Genomic DNA, 24,458 nt, shown 5'->3' on the forward strand with positions numbered 1-24,458 from the left:
TGAGGCGAGATAAATCACCCTATACCTTCAACCTTCCTGCCCTCTACCTCCCTATAGTTCTCCAAAGGCCGATAGCTTCTGGAATTCTTCTACATCTACAATATTATCCCAGGCATAACGAATAAACATTTTACCTGCTTTATAAGTATTCATTTCTTCTACGGGGTTACCTAAGGCCAGATATACCAAAGCTTTGGGCTGATTTTGACCTGCGGCTGCTGTTAAATATACCCAGGCAGGAAAGCGCGGATTTACTTCCATAATGTACAGGCTCCCGTTATCGTCCATCATAATTTCGAGTTCGAAACCGCCCTTCCATCCGGTTGCCTTTGCAAAATCTTTGGCCAGGGCAACCAATTTTTCATCCTCAATCGTAATCCCCGCCCAGGCTTTGCCTTTTTCGGTAATGTAAAGTTTCCGCATGGGAATTACGCTGATGACATTCCCTTTTCCATCGCCTAAACCCGCTATATTAATTTCGGTTCCCTTTATAAATTTTTGCAGAATAATGGGCAAACCCCACTTGGCATGCAGTTTATGAAAGGCTTTATGTGCATCAGCAATATTCAGTGCGGTATGTGCTTCATAAAATTTACCTTTCACCATTAAGGGAAATCCGAATTTATTCGCAATTTGATCAATTTCTGAAGCTGTAAAAACCACTTCATCAGCGGGTACATTAAACTGATGTTTCTTTCCGAACTCACCAAGGTTAACTTTATCTCTTTGTGCCAGTTGTTGATGTGATGGCAAAAAGGTATGGATCCCCATTTGAAGCAAAGCCTGCTCTATTTTTATAAAATTGTATAATTCTGCATCAAAGTTGGGGATGAGTACATCAATCTGCTCAATATCCTGTATTTGTTGTAAACGTATTTTTAAAGCTTCAGTTCCAGCCGTTGGGTAGGGTATCCGATAAGTTTTATCTACCTGATCCCTTAAATAAATCGCCGGCTCCAAAGTTTCGTAAGCTAAGCCAATTATTTTTAAACCTTCTCCGAAACCAGTACGCAATGCCCGTATAACCGCCAGCCCGGGGCCGGGATTATCGTTTGCATTTAAACCTGTAACTGCTACAGTCAGGTTTTTGCCTTTATTAAGATCCGGAGAAACGTACATGATTAGCTTTTATTTTTTGGTTACAAATCTAAAAGATTTGCCTCCTTTAATTGTAACATATAATCATCCCAATCTCTTTCCAGCTGGTTTGGTTCTACTTCGTAATGATCCAGTATTTTCTTTTTGATTTCCACTTCGCTTTCCCCCGACTTCATGTAAGCCAAAATCTCGGCAGCAATGCCATTACTGGTAAATGAATCACCCGTGGCAGGATTAAAAATAAACCCGTTTTCGCTGGTGGCAATATTCGCTTTTAACTTCATATCCCTTTTTGTTGATTAATGAAACCGCTATAGGCATCGCCGATTGGCAGTTCGGCATAGTTTAGATGCACTTTTCTGTTGTGTATCGATTTTATTTTGGCCAAGGCTACGATAAAGCTCCGATGAACGCGGGCAAACTGATCTTCAGGCAATTTCTCCAACACTTTTTTCATCGTCATCAACGTTAAAATGGGCTTATCTATATTGCTGAGGTAAATTTTAAGGTAATCGCCCATACTTTCGATGTATTCGATATCACGGAGCAAAATTTTGATCATTTTATACTCTGAATACACATAAATACTTTCATCATTGGTATTTTCCTGTGTGGCATTTTTGTATTTATGATAATCGATGGCTTTTTCTACCGCAGCAGTAAAACGGTTAAAATCTATTGGCTTCAACAGATAATCAATGGCCTGTAACTCATAACTTTCAAAGGCATAATTCCGGTAGGCGGTGGTAAAAATAATCATCGGACTGTTTACCAGGCTCCGCACCAGCTCTACCCCGGTAATATCAGGCATATTTACGTCTACAAAAAGCAGGTCGACAGGGGTTTGTTTCAGGTATTCTGCACCTGATAAGGCATCCTCAAAAACCTGCACCAATTGAAGGTCGGGAAAGCGGGATACATACGTTTTAATGAGCTCGAGTGCTAATGGCTCATCATCGATAGCTACACATTTTAAGGCCATAGTCTGTTAATTTAGCAATCTACACAAAGTTTAACGGTAAACATGTCGTCGGTATTCTCTATATCCAACCGGTGTTGATGCGGATATAGGTGCGATAACCTTTGGCGGGTATTCGCAATACCAATTCCAGAGCGCTCCAAATTAGACTTATGGTTATAGATTTTATTCTGGCATGAAAAGTCAATTCTTTCGGCATCGATACTTAAATTGATATTAATTACCGTTTTTTCTTTTTTGGTTACACCGTATTTAAAAGCATTTTCGATAAAAGTCATGAAAATTAAAGGTGCAATTTTTTTCCCATCAGGTTTGCCCTGCACATTGAAGTTAATCTCTGCATCAGCACCCAGCCTCAATCTTTGCAGCTCGATGTAATCCCGTACACAATCGATCTCATCTTTGAGCATTACAAAATCCTGTGTTACATCATCTGTAACATAACGCATAATGTTCGATAGCTTCATAATGCTTTCTGAAGTATGTTCACTGTTGATTACCGATTGGGTGTAAATATTGTTCAGGGTATTAAACAGGAAATGTGGATTGATTTGTGCTTTGAGGAATGAAAGCTCGGCGGTAGCCTTTTCGGCCTCTGCCTTTACCACTTTCGATTCGGCCGTTTGCCAGCGCTGCACGGTGCTGGTGGCAATACTCAAACCCATAATCATAAAGAAAATGAAAAGACTGATCACGTCGATATTCATGGGTTGGTGCAGATCCAAAATCCCATCGGGCTTTTTTAAATTGGGATCCTGCATCCTTAAATCTTCGTTCGGCAGCGGCCCAAAAGGCATTTCTACCTTCGGGCCAACATCTGGATCTTTTCCGGGCTGTAACGATTGGTTTAAACCTTTCGGCTGTGAATTGGGCGGGCCATTTAAAGCTGCCATAACACTCTTATTGTGCCCCAATAAATTATCATAAGGTTGCGCATAATACACAAAACTAAAAAGCAACAATACCGCAGCAATGTAGATTACATACCTCTTTTTAAACATCAAACGTGGCACTAAAACCAGCGCATTGAAATAAAACATCAGTACGTAAGTACCACAGAAAAGCCAATAGTAAGGCGATGCAAGCAACAAAAAACTACTTTGCCCCGATTGTTCGTTATTGATGAATAACAGAGGAAAGGTTAAAAATAAAAGCCAACCAGCCACATGAATGATGAAGGTTGGGGTTTTAAATTGCTGCATGCTACAAATTAATGATATTTTTTCTGGCTATCTGATCAAAATGAGTGCTAAATTTAATTATACACCAGGCTTTCTTCCTGTTGGTAATTCACGATCAGGTTTTCTGCGACTTTAACCATCAGGGTTTCGTTATCATTGCCATCATAACTTAAAATCATTAAATCGCCAATCATTTCGTGCAATATTAACTTTGGGCTGGTATAAGTAATGGAAACTACATGAGCGCCCTTATTTAAAAGATCTGAACTGCAAATGTGCAACTCAGCCCAATCAAAAAGCATCGGACGATCTTCAAGATCGTTTAGCACAGGCATTTTATGTTCTAAAGTAGCTATGCTATTTATTACTGCGTATTGAAGTTTCTGATGTAAAGCGTTGGCCTTTCCGTTGGCCTGTTGCATCTGCGAAAAGGTATGAAGGTGATGATCTAAACTATATATTTTTGATTTTTTTTGAAATTCTTTGTAGGTATCGTGAAATATCCGTCTTTCAAAATCGGTTCTGCACATGAAATTGAAATATTGTTTTACGCTGAGGTTGATGTAAGCTAAAGCCATAATATTCGGTTTTTGTTGCTGATTCAAATATGGAACAATAAAAAAAATTAATTTATAGAGTATCGGTAAACACTGATTATCAATCGGTAAATGGCGAAACTAAATCTTGATTATGAAAAACGGATGAATATTGGTTTGCGTATAAGAAAGGGAGCTGATCAACAAAGATTTAAGGTATTTTAACAAATAGGGCTGTCATTCTGAACGCAGTGAAGAATCTTTCGCCGATGAAACACAGAACCTGAACAAACTGATGCAATTTATCATGCAGGATTGACAAATTCTCCGTGTTCAACTGTGCATTCGTAGCAAAAATACAGCGCAATGGCCAGCGGGGGACACAGGCCATGGAGTAGAGTAAACGAATAGTAAGCTACAGAAAAAAGGCCCTTCGACTACGCTCAGGGTGACAAAACGCACATTTTAAGGTATTTTAACAAATAGGGCTGTCATTCTGAACGCAGTGAAGAATCTTTCGCCGATGAAACACAGAACCTGAACAAACTGATGCAATTTATCATGCAGGATTGACAAATTCTCCGTGTTCAACCGTGCATCCGTGGCAAAAATACAGTGCAATGGCCTGTGGGGACACAGGCTATGGAGTATAGAGTAAACGAATAGTAAGCTACAGAAAAAAGGCCCTTCGACTACGCTCAGGGTGACAAAATTCGTATGTTTAAAATCTGTGTTCATCCGTGGCAAATATATGACGCCATGGTCTGTGGGACACAGACCATGGAATAATTTCAATTCATTTTTTAAAACACTTTAATTTCCATCAGGTTATTACTATACAAAACATTTATAACCAAAATAATTACCGATATGGAAACGAGAAACAACCACGGTTTGATCCAGGCTCTACTAGATTGCGCTTTAGCATGCGAACACTGTGCATCTTCGTGCTTAAAAGAAGAAGATATCAACATGATGATTGATTGCATTAAACTTGACAGGGATTGTGCAGATATCTGTACCCAGGCAGCCAGGTTACTGCAGAGAGATTCGGTTATTGCGCACCAGTATTTATTGCTTTGCGAGGAAATATGCAGGCTTTGCGCTGCAGAATGTGGCAAACATGATCACGAACATTGCAGACAGTGTGCGGTAGCATGTGAAGAATGTGCAGATGCCTGCCATGCCAACCATGAACCAATTAACCAGAACTAAAAAAGAAAAGCCTCCCGATTTACATCTGGAGGCTTTCTTCAAATTTTATTAAAATCAATTACTGTGCAGGGAAACTGTAGTTATATGATCCTTGCTCACCAACACCAGAAATACTCACCATATTATTTCTGCCTAAAGGCAATGCTTTTTGAACATCAGCCACAGAATTTACCGGTTGTCCGTTTACTTTGGTAATGATTAAACCTTTTTCTACCCCAATGTTATCGAAAGCTTTTCCAGTAGTAACTGATGTTACAACCACACCACTGTTAATGCCATATTTCGATTTTTGAGCCTGGCTAGCCGGAGCAAAAGTTGCACCTAATTTGCCTACTTCAACACTTTTGCTTGCTGCGTTATTAGCAGTTAAACCTACGCTTGCTTCCCCTTTAAGGGTAACAGTGTAATCTTTTAAAGCACCATCACGTAATACCGTTAATTTAACTTTATCACCAGGGTTTAAACGGCCTACTCTTTCCTGAAGATCAGGTGAATCGTTGATTACCACACCGTCAACTTTTTTGATTACGTCGCCTGATTTTATACCCGCTGCAGCAGCACCGCCACCTGCAACAACATCGTTCACATATAAACCACTAATTTCATTGGTTTTAATACCTTCAGGTTTTTCTTCACCACTTAACGGCACGAAGTTAACACCGATATAACCACGTTTAACTGAACCATATTTCATAAAATCGTCAACAATTTTACGGGCTAAGTTAACCGGGATTGCAAAACCATAACCTTGGTTATAACCACTTTGTGAAGCAATTGCTGAGTTAATACCTACCAGTTCGCCATTTGCGTTTACCAAAGCTCCACCGCTGTTACCAGGGTTAATGGCAGCATCTGTCTGAATAAATGATTCGATACTGGTATTTGCCGGACGATCTGGTCTTTTACCTGTACGTTGATATTCACGGTATTCTTCTTCTGTAATTTCATTGCCTTGTTGCTCACGACCGATGATACCGATGCTGCGATTTTTTGCGCTTACAATACCAGCGGTAACAGTTGTATTTAAATCTAACGGGAAACCAACTGCCAAAACCCACTCTCCTACCTGAACATTATCAGAGTTACCCATTTTCACTACTGGTAAACCAGTTGCATTTACTTTAATTAAAGCTAAATCTGTATTCGGATCGCGGCCAATTACTTTAGCTTCTACTTTACGTCTATCAGTTAACACCACTTCAACTTTCTCTGCATTTTCTACCACGTGGTTGTTGGTAACGATATAACCATCCTGACTGATAATTACACCAGATCCTGACGCTGCCCTTGGCTGGCGCTGCATCTGGCGACCACCACCACCAAAGAAATCTTCCATCATATCAAATGGAGAAGAAGAACCCTGACCTTTCGATGCCGCGTAAGTTGTTTTAATGTGAACTACACCTGGTGCAACAGCTGCCGCTGCCTGTGTAAAATCTGTAGCACCTGCTGATGTTACTTTTAATGGATTATTGGCGAAATACAAATTCTGTTTCTCAGTAATGGTACTGCCAGTTTGGTTACGCTCAAATAGTTTGTAACCCCCAATTGCTGCTGCCCCACCTATAAAAGCAGCTAACACGGTAATTCCTAGTATTTTTTTCATGTGTTAATTATGTTTTTAAAGCCATGATTTATAATAAGCTGTTTTGCTAGCTAATTGTTTAGCTTATCATATTTCATTTGTTAAATGTTATTGTTTGCAGGAGCGTTTTTTATTTTGATTTAAGCAGGATGCTCCGGCAGTTTTTATCTGCTCAAATTTTCTTTAGTAAGTTTATTCAAATTTAATACCATATAAACGATATTTGTATCCTCAAAGCACTTAGTTTTGTGTTAAAAAATGTTAAATTAAAAAACACAATCCGCTTATTACCTTTTGCAACTCAAATATTGCATTAAAAAATGAAGCTTTCATGAAAATTAATTTTTATAAATACCAGGGCGCAGGTAACGATTTCATTTTGATAGATCACACTACAAGTCCGTTAAAAAATATTGACAATCAATTAGTTGAACAGCTATGCCATAGAAGATTTGGCATTGGTGCCGACGGATTAATGTTCATTACAAAGCACGAGGATTACGATTTTGAGATGCATTATTTCAATGCAGATGGCAAGTTGGGCAGTATGTGCGGAAACGGTGGCAGGTGTATCGTGGCTTTTGCCAAACAACTTGGCATTATTGATCGCGAAACCAACTTTTTGGCAGTAGACGGACCGCATTATGCCAGAATTTCAGAAAACGGCGAATGGGTTGACCTGCAGATGATTGATGTAGATACCATCACCAAAGATGGGGAAGCTTACGTACTCAATACCGGTTCGCCACATTATGTTGCTTTACAAAGTGATTTAAAAGACCTGGATGTTTTCTATGAAGGGAAAAGTATTCGTTACAATTCAACTTATGCAGAAAAAGGTATAAATGTAAACTTTGTAGAAGATAAGGGTGATCATTTGTTTGTACGTACCTACGAGCGTGGGGTTGAAGATGAAACTTATGCCTGTGGCACAGGGGTAACAGCGGTTGCCATGGCTATAGCAAAACATAAAAACCAAACCGGCCATATTAAAACCGCTATTAAGGTTTTGGGCGGTGATATTAAAATAGAATTCGACTACGATGGTAAAGCATTTACCAATGTATTTTTATGTGGCCCCGCCAAACTGGTTTTTGAGGGAGAAGTAGACTAGTCTTTTACAAACCTCGTAGGTTTTTGAAACCTGCGAGGTTTAGTTGTGATCCAAATATCTCGTGTAAAACATACACCACCAACGCTTTTTGTTTGTTAAAACAAACAGGATTAATCGTTTAAAAATTGCTTCATAACAAGCAATTTTAACACCATTTAACATCTGTCGCAAGATATTTACACATCAATTTCAGGCATAAAATAACACTCAAACAGCTTTAAAACAGTTATTTAAACCAAATTAGCTGCGTTTTTAATCAAAAAATAAATCAATCGATTGATTAAATGACAGAATTTGGACAGAATTATTTTTTTTTAGGCTCTATTTTTGGGCAATTATCGGCGGAAAATCGAAGTCCTAAATTTTGACGACGCTCTTAATTCCGGAAATTTAAATTTATACACACACAGAAATAGTCCATGAGAAAAGTAACAACTCTCTTTTTTAGCATGAGCATGGGTATGCTCTTAGCATCCTGCGGAAACAATGATGCTGCTAAAAAAGCCGCAGCAGCAGCAGCAGCTGGTCCACAAGCTTACCCGGTTTTTACCGTAAATACACAAAACACCACTTTAGATTCTGATTATCCAGCAACGATTGAAGGTATCCAAAATATCGACATCCGCCCAAAAGTAGACGGCTTTATCGAAAAGATTTTTGTAGATGAGGGTGCGGTGGTTAAAAAAGGTCAGTTACTTTTCACCATTAATGCACCTCAGTACGAGCAGCAGGTACGCACAGCAAGAGCGGCCATTAGCAGTGCAGAAGCGGATGTTAATGCGGCCCAGTTAACGGTAAACAAAACCAGGCCATTGGTAGAAAAAGATATCATTAGCAAATACGATCTTGATGCTGCCCAGTTAACACTCCAAAGCAGAAAAGCAGCTTTGGCACAGGCAAAAGCCGAATTGGTAAATGCACAGGTTAATTTAGGTTATACTTCGGTTAAGAGTCCGGTTGATGGTGTGGTTGGCAGTATTCCTTTCAGAAATGGAAGTTTGGTGAGCAGTACCAGTACACAACCATTAACAACAGTTTCGAATACTTCAAAGGTTTATGCTTATTTCTCTTTAAACGAGAAACAGCTATTAGATTTTTCTAAAACCTATAAAGGGAATACTTTGGCCCAGCAGATGAAAAACATTCCGGCGGTAAGTTTGGTCCTTGCGGATGGCACAATCTATGCACAAAATGGTAAAATCGAATCCATCAACGGACAAATTAATACCAGTACAGGTTCTGCAAGTTTAAGAGCGACTTTCCCCAACCCTATTTCTTTATTAAAAAATGGTGCCAGTGCTTCGGTTAGGATTCCTCAACATGTGGATAATGCAATTTTAATTCCTCAAAAATCAACCATTGATTTACAGGGTAAGAAATTTGTTTACGTTTTAGGCGATTCTGCTAAAACCATTAATACCGAAATCGAGATTATGGATTTGGCCAAAGGCAAGTTTTATGTGGTAACCAAAGGTTTAAAAGCTGGCGATAAAGTTGTTCTTGAGGGTTTCCAATCGTTAAAAGACGGTACAAAAATCAAACCTGAAGAAAAAAGTGCTGATTCAGTTTATGCTGATATCAAAAAATAACAATATAATCATTGCCAATCACACTATGCAGTGTAATCAATATTAATTATGTTTAAGAAATTTATAGAAAGACCGGTTTTATCAACGGTTATATCCATCATCATCGTAATTCTCGGTGTTTTAGGTTTAGCTACGTTGCCGGTTTCACAATATCCGGAAATTGCCCCGCCAACGGTGCAGGTTTCTACTTCATACCAGGGTGCCAACGCCGATGTGGTAATGAATAGCGTTGTTGTTCCGCTGGAAGAGCAGATAAATGGTGTGGAAGACATGACCTACATGACTTCTACGGCCAGTAACGATGGTACCGCAACCATTACCGTAAACTTTAAGCTGGGTACCAACCCCGATCTTGCAGCGGTAAACGTACAGAACAGGGTTGCACGTGCTACCAGTTTATTACCTGCAGAGGTAACCAAATCGGGGGTTATTACAGCTAAAAGACAGGCGAGTAACGTATTGATCTTTGGTTTATATAGCGACGATCCTTCTTACGATCAGAAATTTTTGCAGAACTATGCAAACATTAACATTATCCCTCAGATTAAGCGTATCAATGGTGTGGGTGATGCCAGTGCATTCGGAACGTTGGATTATACCATGCGTATCTGGTTAAAACCTGATATAATGGCAACCTATGGATTGGTTCCGAACGATATTAACGTTGCCCTTGCCGATCAGAACGTGGAGGCTGCACCAGGTCAGTTTGGAGAGCTTGGCGATCAGGCATTTCAATATACCTTAAAATATACCGGTAGGTTAAAAGATGAGGCCCAGTTTGGCAATATTATTATCCGTACCACCGATAACGGCCAGATTCTCCGTTTAAAAGATATTGCAAGGATCGAATTGGGTGCTCAGAGTTATGCCAGTTCAGTTAAATTTAACGGAAAACAGGCATTGGGTATCGCGATTAACCAAACTGCCGGTTCAAATGCAAAAGAAGTAATCGAAAACTCAATCAAAACGCTTGATGAAGCTCAAAAATCTTTTCCAAAAGGTGTGCATTACTCAACTTTGGTTAACGTAAACGACTTTTTGGATGCATCGATAGAGAAAGTGCTTCACACCTTGATTGAAGCATTTATTTTGGTATTCCTGGTGGTATTTATCTTCTTACAGGATTTCCGTTCAACCTTGATCCCGGCAATCAGTGTGCCGGTAGCGATTATCGGAACGTTCTTCTTCCTGAGTTTATTTGGATTTACCATCAACTTGTTAACCTTGTTCGCCCTCGTATTGGCTATCGGTATTGTGGTGGATGATGCGATTGTGGTAGTGGAGGCCGTGCACGCCAAGCTGGATGAAGGTTATACCGATGCCAGAAAAGCAACCATAGATGCGATGGACGATATTAGTGGAGCGATTATTTCGATTACTTTGGTAATGGCTGCCGTATTTATCCCGGTGAGTTTCATCTCCGGATCTTCGGGAGTATTTTACAAACAATTTGGTTTAACACTGGCCATTTCGATTATATTATCGGCCATTAACGCCTTAACTTTAAGTCCGGCATTATGTGCTTTATTCTTAAAACCGCACAAAGAAGAGCACCAAAAATCTAAAAACTTTTTAAACCGTTTTTACGATGCTTTCAACACCTCATTCGATGCGGTAACCGGAAAATATAAAAAATCGGTAGGCTTCCTATCCAGAAAAAAATGGATCGTTGGATTGGCTATTGCTTTCTTCGCGGTAGTATTGGTTTGGACGATGAATACCACACCAAAAGGTTTCGTACCGAATGAGGATTTGGGAACCATCATGAGTGATATCTCATTACCAGCAGGAACTTCGCAAGAGGAAACCAATATTGTAATTGCAAAAATTGATAGTATTGCGCACAAAATACCTGAAATTAAAAACACTTTAAGGGTTGTGGGCCGTAGTATGATTAGTGGTTCTGGTAGTTCTTACGGGATGGTAATTTCGCGTTTAACCCCTTGGGATGAACGTAAAGGCCGTGATGTAAAAACGATTATCGGTGAACTGTTTGCAAAAACTGCGGGTATTAAAGGTGCTAAAATTATTTTCTTTGCTCCGCCAACCATCCAGGGTTTTGGTACCAGTGGTGGTTTCGAATTCCAGTTACAGGATAAAACCGGTGGAGATATTAAAAAATTCAACGAAATTGGAAATGCATTTTTAGCGGCGTTAAGTAAACGTCCTGAAATCCAATATGCATCAACCTCTTTTAACCCAAATTTCCCTCAATATCAGATTGATGTAAATGTGGCAAAGGTTAAACAGGCCGGCCTGAATGTTAGTGATGTGTTGGGTGTAATGCAGGGTTATTATGGCGGTGTTTATGCCTCAAACTTTAACAAATTTGGTAAACAGTTTAGGGTAATGTTCCAGGCAGATGCCCAGTACCGTGCAAATGAACAAACGTTGACCCGTATTTTCGTTAGAAATTCATCGGGCGATATGGCTCCGGTATCAGAGTTTATTACTTTAACCAAAGTATACGGACCACAGGCTATCTCGCGTTTCAACTTGTTTACTTCAATTTCGGTAACAGGTAACCCAAACGCAGGTTATAGTTCGGGTGATGCTTTAAAGGCCGTTCAGGAAGAGGCTGCTAAAAACCTTCCGGCAGGATATGGCTATGAATTTTCGGGTTTATCACGTGAGGAAATGGCCGGCGGAAGTCAAACCGTTTTCATCTTTTTACTTTGCGTAATCTTCGTTTATTTCTTACTTGCCGCACAGTACGAAAGTTATATTTTACCATTAGCGGTTTTATTCTCTTTACCAGTTGGTTTGGCAGGTGTATTCGTTTTTGATAAGATTTTCGGGGTGGATAACAATATTTATACACAAATTACCCTGATTATGCTTGTGGGACTACTCGCTAAGAATGCCATTTTGATCGTAGAATATGCGGTGGATAGAAGAAGAAAAGGCATGAGTATAGCCAATGCGGCGATAGATGGTGCAACAGCACGTTTACGTCCGATTTTGATGACTTCATTTGCGTTTATCTTAGGATTATTGCCACTGATGTTATCTTCAGGTGTTGGTGCCGCCGGTAATACCTCAATTGGTACAGGTGCCGTTGGTGGTATGTTGATCGGAACAATATTCGGAGTTTTCGTAATTCCGGCTCTGTTCATCATATTCCAATCCTTACAGGAGCGCATCAGTAATAAATCACCTTTTAACGAAGGCATTGATCATGAACAAACGCCAGAGGAATATGAATTGGCTACTGCGAACAGCAAACATTAATATTAAGAAAATGAAATTTAGATATAAGCACCCCGTTTTAATCGGTTTGGCCATCGTTACCCTGAGTGCCTGCGTAACTAAAAAATACGAACGCCCCCAGGTAACGAACGAAGGTTTATACCGTGATAACAATACAACGGATACAAACACTATAGCAAATGTACAATGGAAAACTTTGTTTTCTGATACCACTTTACAATCATTGATTCAACGGGGCATAAATGAAAATTTAGACCTAAAACAGGCGATTGAGCGGATCAAAATTGCAGAAGCTACTTTAATACAGAGCCGCGGGGCATTATTACCAAGCCTACAGGCTGATGTTAACGTAACCGACAATAAGGCATCTGCTGCTGCACAAAATTTTCCGGCTGGCATTAACATTAACTTAGAAACCCAAACTTATAAAGCACAGCTGAGTACCAGTTGGGAAGCTGATATCTGGGGAAAATTAACCAGCGCAAAACGCAGCGCTTATGCTACTTTATTACAAAGTGATGCAGCAAAAAGGGCTGTGCAAACCCAGTTAATTGCAACCATTGCCAATAATTATTATACGCTATTGGCGCTTGATAAACAATTGGCCATTACCGAGCAAACCATTAAGGTAAGAACGCAGGATGTGGAAACCATGAGGGAGTTAAAACAGGGAGCTGTAGTTAACGGTGCTGCCGTTGTACAAAGCGAGGCCAATTTATATGCGGCACAGGTAACCTTACCCGATTTAAAAAGAAGCATTAAGGAGGCTGAAAATGCATTAAGTGTATTGGTAGCCAAAGCGCCAAATGCAATTAACCGTACAACGCTGGATCAGCAAACGCCATATGCTAATTTACAGACTGGCGTTTCTGCACAGTTGTTGCAAAACCGTCCGGATGTAATTGCAGCAGAATTTGGTTTTAGAGCTGCTTTCGAAAACACCAATGTAGCTAAAGCTTATTTTTACCCGGCTTTAACCATTACCGCAGCAGGTGGTTTATCTAGTCTGCAATTAAGTGATTTCTTTGGCAAATCTATCTTCTATAATCTTGTAGGTGGATTAACACAGCCCATTTTTGCAAAAGGAGCTAATAAGGCCCGTTTAAAAACAGCTGAAGCCAATCAACAGATCGCCTTTTATACTTTCCAACAAACCCTTTTAACAGGTGGACAGGAAGTATCTAATGCATTATACGCTTACCAGACAGCTGCAGAAAAAGAAGAAACAAGAACAAAACAGATTGCCTCGTTAACCAAAGCAGTCGATTTTACCAAAGAATTATTACGTTACAGTTCTGCAACAAACTATACTGATGTGTTAACTTCAGAACAAAGTTTGTTAAGTGCCCAATTAAGTGGTATTAACGATAGATTACAGAAACTGCAATCTGTTGTAAACCTATACCGCGCATTGGGCGGTGGCTGGAAATAAACAATAATTAACAAGCACATTTAAAGGCATTCTGATTTTCAGGATGCTTTTTTTGGTTTCAAGGCTTGTGTCGCCACAAGCCATCGCGCAAACTATTTGCCACAGATGCACGGATTATCACAGAGTTTTCAGTTTGTCATCCTGAGTGCAACGAAGGATCTTAATTATGAAGGTAGCTATCTTCGTAATACTCTCATTTTGAGTATACATCAGGCTCCAGCCTAAAAAAAATGGGATGACGTTTATGTTGGATATAAAAAATTCATGCTTGCGCTGTTTCTTACAAGATTTTATCGTTGTATCGTTAGAAACGAGCGTTAGCGGATTGCTGGCTTAGAAAATGGTTAGTGGCGACACGAACTATGGCGCGAGAAAATGTACGGATTAACGGAGTTATCTGGTTCATTTACGATTTTATTATGATTTGGTGCTTCCCATAGCTGGAAGCTTTCATAAGCCATATGATTTGGTGCCGCGCATTGCATCAAGGTTTCATAACGCTTATGATTAGGCGCTCCTTAAGGCGGCAGGCTTTCTACTCTTATAGATTGGTTGCTCACCTGGGAGAAAGCTTTCTACTCTTTAAGTTGGAAATGGGTGCAAACTCAGGGCAAATTTAAAGATCCTTCGCTGCGCTCAGGATGACAGACTATAAAAACCGGCTGTACGCTATACCTTGCCCAATGATTAAAAGTCCATCGCCGCTAATTTTCAGAAAAATAATGTAGGTTTGTTAACTAAAACCCTAGCCACTAAACTTTTATTTGTATTTTGGCTGCACCAAACAATTTTATGCGTCTCTCAAAACTTTTAGCCCTGTTTTTGGGCTTATTTTTATTTAATAATATCTACGCTCAAACTTATGTTGTTACCAGCAATGCCGATAGTGGCCCTGGAACATTGAGAGAGGGCTTAACGCAAGCAGCTGCAGCCAATAGAACCACTACTTTTACCATCAATTTTAATTTACCGGGCACCCCCAGCGATAATGCAAACCGAACCATCAGGTTGCGGACCGCACTACCTGTAGTATCATCTAACGTAATAATCGATGGTACCTCTCAGGCGGCATGGCCGGCACTTGGCGTTTCGGGTGCAAAAGTGATTCTTGAACCCGAGTATACCAATACCACCTTTTCTGGTCTGGTTATCGGGCAATATGCCACTACACAGGTACAAACCACCGGAGTTGAAATTTATGGTTTATACATCCGCAATTTCGCAACCATCACCAACCTTCAAAATGTAAATATGAGTCAGGGATCGGGGATTGTACTCGATTACCGCGCAAATAACATCACCATTGGTGCGCCGGGAAAAGGAAACGTAATTGGCGGCAATATTAATGGTATTGTTATTCAGAACAGCTATTTCTACAGCACCATAGTAGCCACCAAAATAAAAATTCAATCAAATTTAATCGGGGTAATTTACGATGGGATCACACCTAATACTAACGTAACCGGGATTTCGGCCAGTCTTTACGATTGCGCATTGGATGTTGGCGGCGATAATGCGGGAGAAGGAAACGTAATTGCCGCTAACAGGGTCAATGTTGATATTACCCGCTCATCATATTCTACCAATGCCAGGTTCGATATCAACGTCATCAATAACAAAATTGGGGTCGATTATACAGGTAAGAAAGATTTTCATGAGTTACCGATCTTCCTTTCATCATCTTCTTTAGAAATTGCGGGTTTAAAAGTTAATGCTGTAAATACAGCGCTTTATGTGCGCAATAACATTATTGGCGGGAACAGGACAACTGGCGTTTCGATTACCAATTCAGATTTTATTTTAACGGGTAATGCAATTGGTACCGATGCTGCCGGAACAGTGGTGATGGGCAATGGAATAGGAGTGAAAATAGAATCAGGCGCAGGCGGAACCATCGGTGGCGCAACACCAGCCGAAGCAAACTTAATTGCCAATAACAGCTTCGGGGTTGAAACCGTATCTTCAAAACCTGTAAAAATTACAAGGAATAGTTTCTTTTGCAACAGAACATTCGGGATTGGAAAAACCTTAACCATTCTTCAACCGTACATCCAGATCCTTAAAAAAAGGACTGATTATGTTTCCGGGAGGGCCACACCAAACTCGGAAGTAGAGTTATTTTATACTGTAAACTGCCAGGGCATTTGTGAAGGCAAAACCTACATTGCCACAGTACAAACAGGCAGTGACGGCCGCTGGGAGTACAACGGAACACTTACCGGAATGGTTACCGCAACAGCCAGTTTGTTAAATGCAACTACTTCCCCCTTTTCTACTGCTGAGTTATTACCAAACGAAGCCATAGTAGAGCCAGTAACCTGTAATGCCGATGGTTCCATCACTATCCCAGAGCCCCGTGAAGGTTTTACCTTTAGCTGGGTAAAAATAGAAACAGATGGTAGCCGCGTACCTAAAGGTAATACACAAAGTATCAATAATTTAGAGGTTGGTACTTACGAAGTAACGGTTGACGATGGCTGTAAAGCTTTTCCTTCAGTATTTATTATTAAAGATCAAAAATTAACCAAACCAAATATCCAACCGATTGCTCCTGCCTGCGGACAAACCTCTTTTACTTATACGGCTGAGGTTTTAAGGGGAAAAGGGGTATTAAAATACAAGTGGACCAATACGGCAACAAATGCTGTAGTAAGTACTGCTAACCCTGCTAACTTACCTGAAGGCACTTATTTCGTAACCGTATCGGATGAAGCAAACTGCTCATTGGATTCTGATCCGATTACGGTTAAAAGGAAACCAAAAATTATCATTACCAGTACCACAGCTCCTAAACACGCAACTTGTGGCAGCCAAAACGGTGCGATAAAGGATTTAAAATTTACCGATTTCACCGGAACAATGACTTATAAATGGTATAAACCAGATCTTCTTACCGGCGCTCTAGGTGATATAATTGCGACCACCGCCGACCTCCAAAATGTTGAGGGTGGTAATTATACCATTGTGGTAACCGATCAGGGAGAATGCGGATCTACTTCTGCATCTTTTTTCATCATTACCGATAATACCATCCAGATCAGCGATGCTTCAATTAGAAGAAATGAAACCTGTAACAGCAGCAATGGCGCCATAGGTGGAATTACACTAACTGATGCCGATGGTTATGAATGGATCGGACCAGATGGGATTACCATTAAAAAAGGTACTTACTCTGCAGGAACATCTTTATTAATTGAAAACCTAAAAGCTGGTTCTTACAGACTGTGGGCAAGCAATAGTAAATCTACCTGTCCACGGGTGCCAAGAGATTTTGTCGTAACCGCAACACCACTTCCGGTTTATAACTTTTCTCACCGCGAATCGCCAACAACCTGTGGGTTGATTAATGGAACCATCGATCTTGATTTTAGCTCCGCCCTTCCATACCGATATGAGTGGAAAGATCAGGCAGGTAATATCGTTTTAAGTACAAAAACAACTACTTCTATTTCTCTTAAAAATTTACCTGGTGGTACTTATACTATGTATGCCTACGATATTAATAACTGTACTCCGGTTATTATGGGCCCTTATACCATAGAGGTAACTCCACTGCTTACCATTGTACCTAAAACAGGAACACCTGTTAAAGACGGTTGTACCTTGCAAAGAGGGTCAGTTACAGGAGTTGAGGTAATTGGCGGTGTACCAGGTTATACTTTTAAATGGATAAACGAGGCTGGCGAAGCTGTTCAGTTTACACAGGATTTAACTAAGATTGGCGCAGGAACATACCGTTTAGAAGTTAAAGACAAAACAGCCTGCGGATACGCCATCAGCGAGCCTTTTACCATTATTGATGAGCCATTTAAAATTTTAACACCAGTTATTAATGATCTCCGCGTATGTTATGTTTCTGATATTGTTTTACCCGTAATTGCCCCTGAAGAGGGTACCTATCAGTTATTCGAAAAAATAGATGATACCAAGCCATTTTTAGAAAGCACTGCTGGTATATTCAAATTTAAGGTAGCCAAAACAGCCGATTATTATGTGCGGAGAAAACTGGGCTCTTGTACCAGCGAGTTTGCCAAAGTACATGTAGAGGTAACGCATGATAACCTGGAAATCACCAATACCATGACACCGAATGGTGATGGCATGAACGATGTTTGGCAGGTACGTGGATTGCCTGATTTTAAAGGTACCAACATCAAAGTTTACACACGGGGCGGCCAATTGGTATACGAATCTATCGGCAATTACAACAAACCATTTGATGGCCGTTTCCGAGATAAGGAATTACCTGCAGGTGTTTATTATTATGTAATCGATTTGCGGGCCGAATGTAAACCACTGGGTGGGAGTATTACACTTTTACGTTAAAACTGCCTGCTCGGGCAAGCTACCTGATAACGGTTATTTAATAAAATACCCAGTACAATTTCGTGGGTACCATTATTTACCGAGCGTAAACCTGAAGTATTTACATCATACGAATAACTCAGGTTTACCAAAGAGGCTACGTTAAATCCTGCCAAAAGTGAGAAAGAATCATTGTTCCTGAAACTGGTTCCTACCCAGAATTTATCTTTATAGGCAAATTTCAGGTTGGCATCAAATGCGGCAGGGGCATTGGCCCAATAGGTAACCAGTGCTGACGGAATCATGGCAATATCTTCATCCAGGAATATTTTATAACCCGCAGTACCATAAAAAGTAGCTGCCTGGTAAGCATCAATCCTGATTTTATTGCCCACAACGCTGCTTTTATTTCCGATAAGCTGCTTCGCTGAAATACCTGCAAAAAACCTCGGACTGTACAACCAAACACCAGCGCCAACATCAGGCCTGATTTTGTTATTATAATCGGCAGAGAACAACGGGTCACCTGATTCATCAGCAACAATTCCACGTACATCAACATTGATCGATTTAAAACCACCCGATAAACCCAGCGATAAATTAATTTCGTTGGTAAGGCCAAGGTGATAAGCATAGGTTACGCTCACGTTGGTTTGTCTGATCAAACCTGCTTTATCTGTCATCGCTACCAAACCTATGCCATGGTGCGGTTCAGCAGCCGTATAGTTATTCACATAACTCCTGCTCATCGGATTTTCTCCATTCCCCGCAAAAGAATTTACATTGCTGCGTACAAAATCTTCACCAATAGCGGTGCTTAAAGAAAGATACTGTGTGCTTGGCGAACCTTCTAAGCCACTCCATTGTTTACGCAGACCAATTTTTAAATCGGTATAGTTGTCAATACCCGATAAAGCAGGGTTTAGCAGGATATTATTGAAAATATATTGGGTACTCCGTGGAATTTCCTGTCCATAGCCAGAAAAAAACAGACAAGTGAACACAGAGAGCGCGTAAAAAAATTTCATTTAAACCGGGATGTGCGTTAACCAACTGATAATAAAAGCTTATCAATCCAGCTGCTAAGATAATAAGTTGTAATCAATTATAAAGTATTAATATTTTCATCCCGACTTGGGCATTTTAGTACCCGCATCTACTTTCTTCATGTTAAACTACTGCATTTCAGTTTTATTTTTATTACAGATGAAAATTCTTCATATTTTTTATCCCAAAAACGGCCAGTTCTTTTGATGTAACCCCAAAATATTGTAAGTTTAAAGTTTTTTAAGCGCTTAGCTTACAAAAATTTTATATCCATCAATGTTACGTGTCGATAGTTCTAAAGCCTGTAAAGTGGTGTACTCTTTGTGCAAACATGAGTACCTGGGCTATTTAATTGAACCCCACGTTGTTCAACTTAATCCTCAGGGCGATTTTTCTTTTACCTACCAGCGAATTTTCACCCATACGGCCGAAGAGTTTAATGCCTGCTTAAGTGAAATCGATTATAAACTGATTAAAATTTTAGATGATATTGAACAGGACTCGCTGATTAAAAAGTATTATAAGAAATTAATCAGGCCCACCGAGTTTTTCACCAAAATTTTCGACGATAAGTTTTACGAAAATGTGCGCCCGAAAATTGAAAAGAAACTCGCCGAAGCTTTAGAAATTTTGAAGGTTAAAAACGAGCTCTATGTAATGGATAAAGATGGCTGGCCCGTTGAACGTAAGATCGAACTTGCGGATGAACCTGCGTCTATTCTTTTCCATTTCCGCAGAAATGAAACCGAAACCCGTTATTTCCCGACCATTAAATACCAGAACCTGCGCATCGAGTTTATGTTTAAGGAAGCGCAGATCATTAGCAACAAACCAGCCTGGTTATTGTTAAATGACGTATTGTACTTTTTTGATCAGGATATTGAAGGAAAAAAACTACAGCCTTTTTTAAACAAGCGTTTTATTGCCATACCCAAAACAACCGAGGCGACTTACTTTGAAAAATTTGTAGCGCCCCTAATCGAGAAACACCATGTTTATGCAGAGGGTTTCGAAATCAAGACGGAACAGTTCGAAGCTACGCCTGTAATTAAGGTTCTATATGTGGATGTTGGCCTTTCGCAGATCCAGTTATATTTTAAATATGGAGAATATACTTTCCCTGTTGAAAATGCACATAAAGTAACCGTCCGTTTAGAAAAAACGGCTGATAATTATATTTTTCACCGGATAAAACGTTCGGCAGATTGGGAAAAAAAACAGTTTAACCTGTTATTATCATTAGGGCTAAAAAAAACAAGTTCTTTATTCAGCAATCTGGAAGTAAGTGCTGCTGATGAAAACCCAAGTTATGCAGCCATTAACTGGATAAATGAACATATTGAACTTCTTGAAGCATCAGGTTTTGAGATTGAACAAGCCACCGGACAGAAAAAATTTGTATTTGGCGCCAGTAAAATCGATCTTGAAGTTAAAGAAGGAAATGATTGGTTCGACATTCATGCTGTGGTATGGTTCGGCAAATACCAGATCCCTTTCCTATCCTTAAAACAGCATATTTTACATAAAAAGCGTGAGTTTTTATTACCCGATGGAGAAGTGGCCATTATCCCTGATAAATGGTTTACCCAATATGGCAGTTTGTTCAGTTTGGCAGAAGCAGGGCAAACGCTAAAATTAAAAAAACACCACATCGGTTTAATTAACGATCTGGCAGAAGATAGTTTGGCAAATGTTACGCTCGAACGTAAACTTCAGCGCCTGTCTGATTTTGAAGATATTGCTGATACACAAATGCCTGTGCATTTTAAAGGCAGTTTGCGCGATTACCAAAAAGCGGGCTATAACTGGTTCAGCTTTTTACGCGAATATAATTTTGGCGGTTGTTTAGCCGATGATATGGGTTTGGGTAAAACCATCCAGACCCTGGCCATGTTGCAAAAAGTGAAGGAAGATGACCAGTTGCTCGAAACGCAGACTACATCGCTGATCATCATGCCTACCTCGCTAATTTATAACTGGTTAACAGAGGCAAAAAAGTTTACACCAAAACTTAAAATATTAGCGCACACAGGTACCAATCGCAATAAAGATGTAGCAAATTTTGCCAATTACGATATCATCATTACTACTTATGGCGTAACCAGGGTAGATGTAGATGAGCTGAAAAACTTCTATTTCAATTATATTATTCTCGACGAAAGTCAGAACATTAAAAACCCTGCATCCAAATCATTCAAAGCTGTTAGAAGCTTAAAATCGAAACACAAACTGATTTTGAGTGGTACACCGGTTGAGAATTCGGTAAGTGACTTATGGTCGCAGTTAACTTTCTTAAATCCGGGTTTATTAGGTACGCAGGCATTTTTCTACGAGGAATATGTGCAGGCGATCGAAAAGAAAAAGGACGAAGAAAAAGCACGTAAACTGCAATCGATCATCAAACCTTTTGTACTCCGCAGAACAAAAGAACAAGTGGCCGCAGAATTACCGCCTAAAACGGAACAGGTAATTTATTGCGACATGAGCGAAGATCAGGCCGCATATTACGAAAAAACAAAATCTGCATACCGCAACGATCTTCTACAAAGCATGGATGATGGCACTTTTGCACAGAAACAGGTTCAGCTTTTACAGGGATTAACCGCTTTACGTCAGTTGGCCAATCACCCCGTAATGATTGATGGGACCTATATTTCTGATTCGGGCAAATTTGAAAATGTAATCCACACTTTAGATAATGTGCTTAAAGGCGGACATAAGGTTTTAGTATTTTCGCAGTTTGTAAAACACCTGGATATCTTTAAAAAACACTTTGAGGCAGAAAATATTCCATTTGCTTATTTGGATGGTTCTACCCGTAACCGTGGCGAAATTGTTTCCGAATTTCAGCAGAATACCGATTTAAAGGTTTTTCTGATCTCGATAAAAGCAGGGGGTGTGGGTTTAAACCTTACACAAGCTGATTATGTTTTTATCCTCGATCCATGGTGGAATCCTGCGGTAGAGCAACAGGCCATTGATAGGACACACCGTATCGGTCAGGATAAAAAGGTATTTATCTACAAATTCATCGCAAAAGATACGGTTGAAGAAAAAATTCTTGCTTTACAGAACAGGAAAAAATCTTTAGCCAATTCTTTGATCACCACAGAAGAAAGTTTCTTTAAATCCCTGAGCAAAGAGGATATTAGGGATATATTGAATTAACATTTGCCACGGAGACGCTGAAATCACGAAATACATTTCACGATGATCACACTGAGCGAAGTCCAAGAATTAGCTTGAATAATTTTCAATCTGCTAACGGACCATTCTATTTATTTTTTGCCACGGAGGCACGGAAAACACGGAGTATATTTCGCGATATTTTATTGTTTCAGTATATTGCCGTATCATTATTAATAAATACATCCCAAGTTAATTGAGTTAAACCTTCTAAAACTCTTGGTATGGATATTCGACAATCAGACTTCCCACTTAAAAACGAAACAGATCTAATTATTAGTACGGCTATCGAAGTCCATAATCATTTAGGCTGTGGATTCTTAGAGGTTGTTTATAAAGATGCATTTTGTATTGAGTTAGAACAAAGGGAATATTTTTATGAAAGGGAAAAATTATATCAGCTTTATTATAAAGACATTCTCTTGCCGCACCATTTCTATGCTGACTTTATTATATTCGATTCTGTAATATTAGAAATTAAATCTAAAAGTTCAATCGCCAGCGCAGATATAGCACAAACCCTAAACTATCTTCGATGTTCAGGTTGCAAAGTTGGCCTTATTTTAAATTTCGGAAATCAAAGCCTTGACATTAAACGTGTTGTTTTATAAAATCCGATAATATCTCCGTGTCAATCCGTGCATCCGTGGCTAAAAGCAATTCTGTGCATCTGTGGTAATTTAAATTTCTTTTCAAAACTCATTCCCTCCTTACTTGTTATACAGTAGTACATAAATTCTACCATCATGACAAATCAAGATTTCAATACCGCAGTAAATAATGTAAAAGAAGCCTGGAAATATCCGGAGTTATTCGAAAATGTTTCAAAATCAGAGCGTTGGTTATCAGGCGCAGCGGGTACTTATTTATTATTTAAAGGCATTACCAGCATTTTTTCTCATCCGGTAATCGGTTTAACCGGGGCTGCTATTGGCGCAGGTTTATTGTATCGCGGGATCACTGGTTATTGCCCATTGCGCGATTTAGCCGAGCAACGCAAAGAAGATATTGCCCCTGATGAAGTGATTATAAGTGAAACCTATGTTGTTGACGATTTGGGGTAAAATTTTAAATACGAAATTTCCATTTCTTAATAAACTGGTTAACTTTAAAAAGTTAAACCACAATTATGAACAAGTACACACTATTATTTATTCCTGTTTTATTCGCAGGGCAAGCTATGGCACAAGATAAAAAACCAGATCCTGCCAAAGACCCAAAAACAACCGAGGTTTGGGAACCTGTTCCCAAAATCGTTACGCCAGGCAAATTACCTCAGGATGCACCTTCTGATGCGATCGTCCTTTTTAATGGCCGTAATTTAGACGCGTGGCATTCAGTTAAAGATCCATCTAAACCAGCAGCATGGACAATCGATGATGGTTTTTTTACCGTAAAAAAAGGTACAGGAAATATCGAAACCAATAAAAAATTTACCGATTACCAATTGCACATGGAATGGAAAATCCCTGAAAATATTTCGGGCGAAGGTCAGGCACGCGGTAATAGTGGGGTATTTTTAGCTTCAACCGGCGGTGGTGATGATGGTTATGAAATCCAGATTATGGATGCGTATAACAATAAAACTTACGTTAATGGCCAAACTGGTAGTGTTTATAAACAAGCTATTCCATTAGCAAACGCGAATAAAAAACCGGGCGAATGGCAGTATTACGATATCATATGGAATGCACCACGTTTTAACGAAGATGGTACGTTACAAAAACCAGCAAGTGTTACCTTGTTTTTAAATGGCGTGCTTTTGCAAAATGGATATGTATTAAAAGGTGAAACCCGTTATATTGGTGCTCCTGAATACAAAAAGCATGGTCCCGCTTCGATTAAATTACAAGATCACGGCGATCCAAGTCCAGCCATTAGCTTTAGAAACATTTGGGTAAGAGAATTATAATTTCAACAAAATAACAATAAGGAACCTGCAGGCCAAAAGCTTGCAGGTTTTGTTTTATAAAATAATTTG

General features: G+C 39.6%; 17 protein-coding genes. 10 read left to right on the plus strand and 7 right to left on the minus strand.

Annotation, left to right across the window (positions count from 1 at the left end; all coding sequences use genetic code 11):
- Window positions 1-51: 51 nt before the first annotated feature.
- The 5 genes from U859_RS0110440 to U859_RS0110460 are packed head-to-tail and all read right to left on the minus strand — an operon-like array spanning window position 52 to window position 3,836.
- A complete protein-coding gene (locus U859_RS0110440; protein WP_025143320.1) occupies window positions 52-1,119 on the minus strand; it encodes an ATP-grasp domain-containing protein in 1,068 nt (355 codons plus the stop codon).
- 20 nt (window positions 1,120-1,139) lie between these two features.
- Window positions 1,140-1,382 (minus strand): PqqD family protein, encoded by a 243-nt coding sequence (locus U859_RS0110445; RefSeq protein ID WP_025143321.1) that lies wholly within the window; start codon window positions 1,380-1,382, stop codon window positions 1,140-1,142.
- Window positions 1,379-2,080, minus strand: coding sequence for a LytR/AlgR family response regulator transcription factor (locus U859_RS0110450; protein ID WP_025143322.1), 702 nt, complete (start codon window positions 2,078-2,080; stop codon window positions 1,379-1,381). Before U859_RS0110450 ends, U859_RS0110445 begins: the two co-directional genes overlap by 4 nt.
- Before the next feature lie 11 nt (window positions 2,081-2,091).
- The gene (locus U859_RS31030; protein ID WP_025143323.1) at window positions 2,092-3,279 is read right to left on the minus strand and encodes a sensor histidine kinase; all 1,188 of its coding nucleotides are present in this window, start codon (window positions 3,277-3,279) and stop codon (window positions 2,092-2,094) included.
- A gap of 53 nt (window positions 3,280-3,332) precedes the next feature.
- On the minus strand, window positions 3,333-3,836 hold the full coding sequence (locus tag U859_RS0110460; protein WP_025143324.1) for a hypothetical protein: 504 nt from the start codon (window positions 3,834-3,836) through the stop codon (window positions 3,333-3,335).
- 828 nt (window positions 3,837-4,664) lie between these two features.
- Here U859_RS0110460 and U859_RS0110470 point away from each other — a divergent pair.
- On the plus strand, window positions 4,665-5,009 hold the full coding sequence (locus U859_RS0110470) for a four-helix bundle copper-binding protein (RefSeq protein ID WP_025143325.1): 345 nt from the start codon (window positions 4,665-4,667) through the stop codon (window positions 5,007-5,009).
- Window positions 5,010-5,067: 58 nt separating this feature from the next.
- Here the strand turns inward: U859_RS0110470 and U859_RS0110475 are convergent, their stop codons facing one another.
- On the minus strand, window positions 5,068-6,615 hold the full coding sequence (locus tag U859_RS0110475; protein WP_025143326.1) for a trypsin-like peptidase domain-containing protein: 1,548 nt from the start codon (window positions 6,613-6,615) through the stop codon (window positions 5,068-5,070).
- A gap of 310 nt (window positions 6,616-6,925) precedes the next feature.
- On the opposite strand from U859_RS0110475, the gene dapF reads away from it, so the two are divergent.
- The 5 genes from dapF (at window position 6,926) to U859_RS0110500 (ending at window position 18,265) form a co-directional block, all read left to right on the plus strand.
- Window positions 6,926-7,708 (plus strand): diaminopimelate epimerase, encoded by a 783-nt coding sequence (gene dapF, locus U859_RS0110480; RefSeq protein ID WP_025143327.1) that lies wholly within the window; start codon window positions 6,926-6,928, stop codon window positions 7,706-7,708.
- Between the two features lie 419 nt (window positions 7,709-8,127).
- A complete protein-coding gene (locus U859_RS0110485; RefSeq protein ID WP_025143328.1) occupies window positions 8,128-9,297 on the plus strand; it encodes an efflux RND transporter periplasmic adaptor subunit in 1,170 nt (389 codons plus the stop codon).
- A gap of 48 nt (window positions 9,298-9,345) precedes the next feature.
- Window positions 9,346-12,528, plus strand: a complete 3,183-nt coding sequence (locus U859_RS0110490) for an efflux RND transporter permease subunit (protein ID WP_025143329.1) — start codon at window positions 9,346-9,348, stop codon at window positions 12,526-12,528.
- Between the two features lie 10 nt (window positions 12,529-12,538).
- Window positions 12,539-13,939 carry an efflux transporter outer membrane subunit gene (locus U859_RS0110495; protein ID WP_025143330.1) on the plus strand — a complete coding sequence of 467 codons (1,401 nt, stop codon included), beginning with the start codon at window positions 12,539-12,541 and terminating at the stop codon, window positions 13,937-13,939.
- 792 nt (window positions 13,940-14,731) lie between these two features.
- Window positions 14,732-18,265, plus strand: coding sequence for a gliding motility-associated C-terminal domain-containing protein (locus U859_RS0110500; protein WP_025143331.1), 3,534 nt, complete (start codon window positions 14,732-14,734; stop codon window positions 18,263-18,265).
- Here U859_RS0110500 and U859_RS0110505 read toward each other — a convergent pair.
- Entirely contained in the window at window positions 18,262-19,272 is a 1,011-nt protein-coding gene (locus U859_RS0110505; protein WP_025143332.1) for a type IX secretion system membrane protein PorP/SprF, read from the minus strand. The genes U859_RS0110500 and U859_RS0110505 overlap by 4 nt on opposite strands.
- 295 nt (window positions 19,273-19,567) lie before the next feature.
- Here U859_RS0110505 and U859_RS0110510 point away from each other — a divergent pair, with 295 nt between their 5' ends.
- The 4 genes from U859_RS0110510 to U859_RS0110530 all read left to right on the plus strand — a co-directional run bounded on the left by U859_RS0110510 (window position 19,568) and on the right by U859_RS0110530 (window position 24,389).
- Complete coding sequence (locus U859_RS0110510) at window positions 19,568-22,459, plus strand: DEAD/DEAH box helicase (RefSeq protein WP_025143333.1); 2,892 nt, start codon at window positions 19,568-19,570, stop codon at window positions 22,457-22,459.
- Between the two features lie 242 nt (window positions 22,460-22,701).
- Window positions 22,702-23,088 carry a GxxExxY protein gene (locus tag U859_RS0110515; protein WP_025143334.1) on the plus strand — a complete coding sequence of 129 codons (387 nt, stop codon included), beginning with the start codon at window positions 22,702-22,704 and terminating at the stop codon, window positions 23,086-23,088.
- Window positions 23,089-23,223: 135 nt separating this feature from the next.
- On the plus strand, window positions 23,224-23,541 hold the full coding sequence (locus U859_RS30355; RefSeq protein WP_025143335.1) for a DUF2892 domain-containing protein: 318 nt from the start codon (window positions 23,224-23,226) through the stop codon (window positions 23,539-23,541).
- Between the two features lie 65 nt (window positions 23,542-23,606).
- Window positions 23,607-24,389, plus strand: a complete 783-nt coding sequence (locus U859_RS0110530; protein ID WP_025143336.1) for a DUF1080 domain-containing protein — start codon at window positions 23,607-23,609, stop codon at window positions 24,387-24,389.
- The last annotated feature ends 69 nt before the right edge of the window (window positions 24,390-24,458 follow it).

The organism is Pedobacter jeongneungensis (genome assembly GCF_000633455.1).
GTDB lineage: Bacteria > Bacteroidota > Bacteroidia > Sphingobacteriales > Sphingobacteriaceae > Pedobacter > Pedobacter jeongneungensis_A.

What these genes read in the sequence shown, in the direction of transcription:
- U859_RS0110485 (WP_025143328.1), top strand. Translation starts at nt 8,128, where the DNA reads ATGAGAAAAGTAACAACTCTCTTTTTTAGCATGAGCATGGGTATGCTC.
- U859_RS0110500 (WP_025143331.1), top strand. Translation starts at nt 14,732, where the DNA reads ATGCGTCTCTCAAAACTTTTAGCCCTGTTTTTGGGCTTATTTTTATTT.
- U859_RS30355 (WP_025143335.1), top strand. Translation starts at nt 23,224, where the DNA reads ATGACAAATCAAGATTTCAATACCGCAGTAAATAATGTAAAAGAAGCC.
- U859_RS0110470 (WP_025143325.1), top strand. Translation starts at nt 4,665, where the DNA reads ATGGAAACGAGAAACAACCACGGTTTGATCCAGGCTCTACTAGATTGC.
- U859_RS0110510 (WP_025143333.1), top strand. Translation starts at nt 19,568, where the DNA reads ATGTTACGTGTCGATAGTTCTAAAGCCTGTAAAGTGGTGTACTCTTTG.
- U859_RS0110490 (WP_025143329.1), top strand. Translation starts at nt 9,346, where the DNA reads ATGTTTAAGAAATTTATAGAAAGACCGGTTTTATCAACGGTTATATCC.
- U859_RS0110460 (WP_025143324.1), bottom strand. Translation starts at nt 3,836, where the DNA reads ATGGCTTTAGCTTACATCAACCTCAGCGTAAAACAATATTTCAATTTC.
- U859_RS0110450 (WP_025143322.1), bottom strand. Translation starts at nt 2,080, where the DNA reads ATGGCCTTAAAATGTGTAGCTATCGATGATGAGCCATTAGCACTCGAG.
- U859_RS0110530 (WP_025143336.1), top strand. Translation starts at nt 23,607, where the DNA reads ATGAACAAGTACACACTATTATTTATTCCTGTTTTATTCGCAGGGCAA.
- U859_RS0110440 (WP_025143320.1), bottom strand. Translation starts at nt 1,119, where the DNA reads ATGTACGTTTCTCCGGATCTTAATAAAGGCAAAAACCTGACTGTAGCA.
- U859_RS0110475 (WP_025143326.1), bottom strand. Translation starts at nt 6,615, where the DNA reads ATGAAAAAAATACTAGGAATTACCGTGTTAGCTGCTTTTATAGGTGGG.
- U859_RS31030 (WP_025143323.1), bottom strand. Translation starts at nt 3,279, where the DNA reads ATGCAGCAATTTAAAACCCCAACCTTCATCATTCATGTGGCTGGTTGG.
- dapF (WP_025143327.1), top strand. Translation starts at nt 6,926, where the DNA reads ATGAAAATTAATTTTTATAAATACCAGGGCGCAGGTAACGATTTCATT.
- U859_RS0110515 (WP_025143334.1), top strand. Translation starts at nt 22,702, where the DNA reads ATGGATATTCGACAATCAGACTTCCCACTTAAAAACGAAACAGATCTA.
- U859_RS0110445 (WP_025143321.1), bottom strand. Translation starts at nt 1,382, where the DNA reads ATGAAGTTAAAAGCGAATATTGCCACCAGCGAAAACGGGTTTATTTTT.
- U859_RS0110495 (WP_025143330.1), top strand. Translation starts at nt 12,539, where the DNA reads ATGAAATTTAGATATAAGCACCCCGTTTTAATCGGTTTGGCCATCGTT.
- U859_RS0110505 (WP_025143332.1), bottom strand. Translation starts at nt 19,272, where the DNA reads ATGAAATTTTTTTACGCGCTCTCTGTGTTCACTTGTCTGTTTTTTTCT.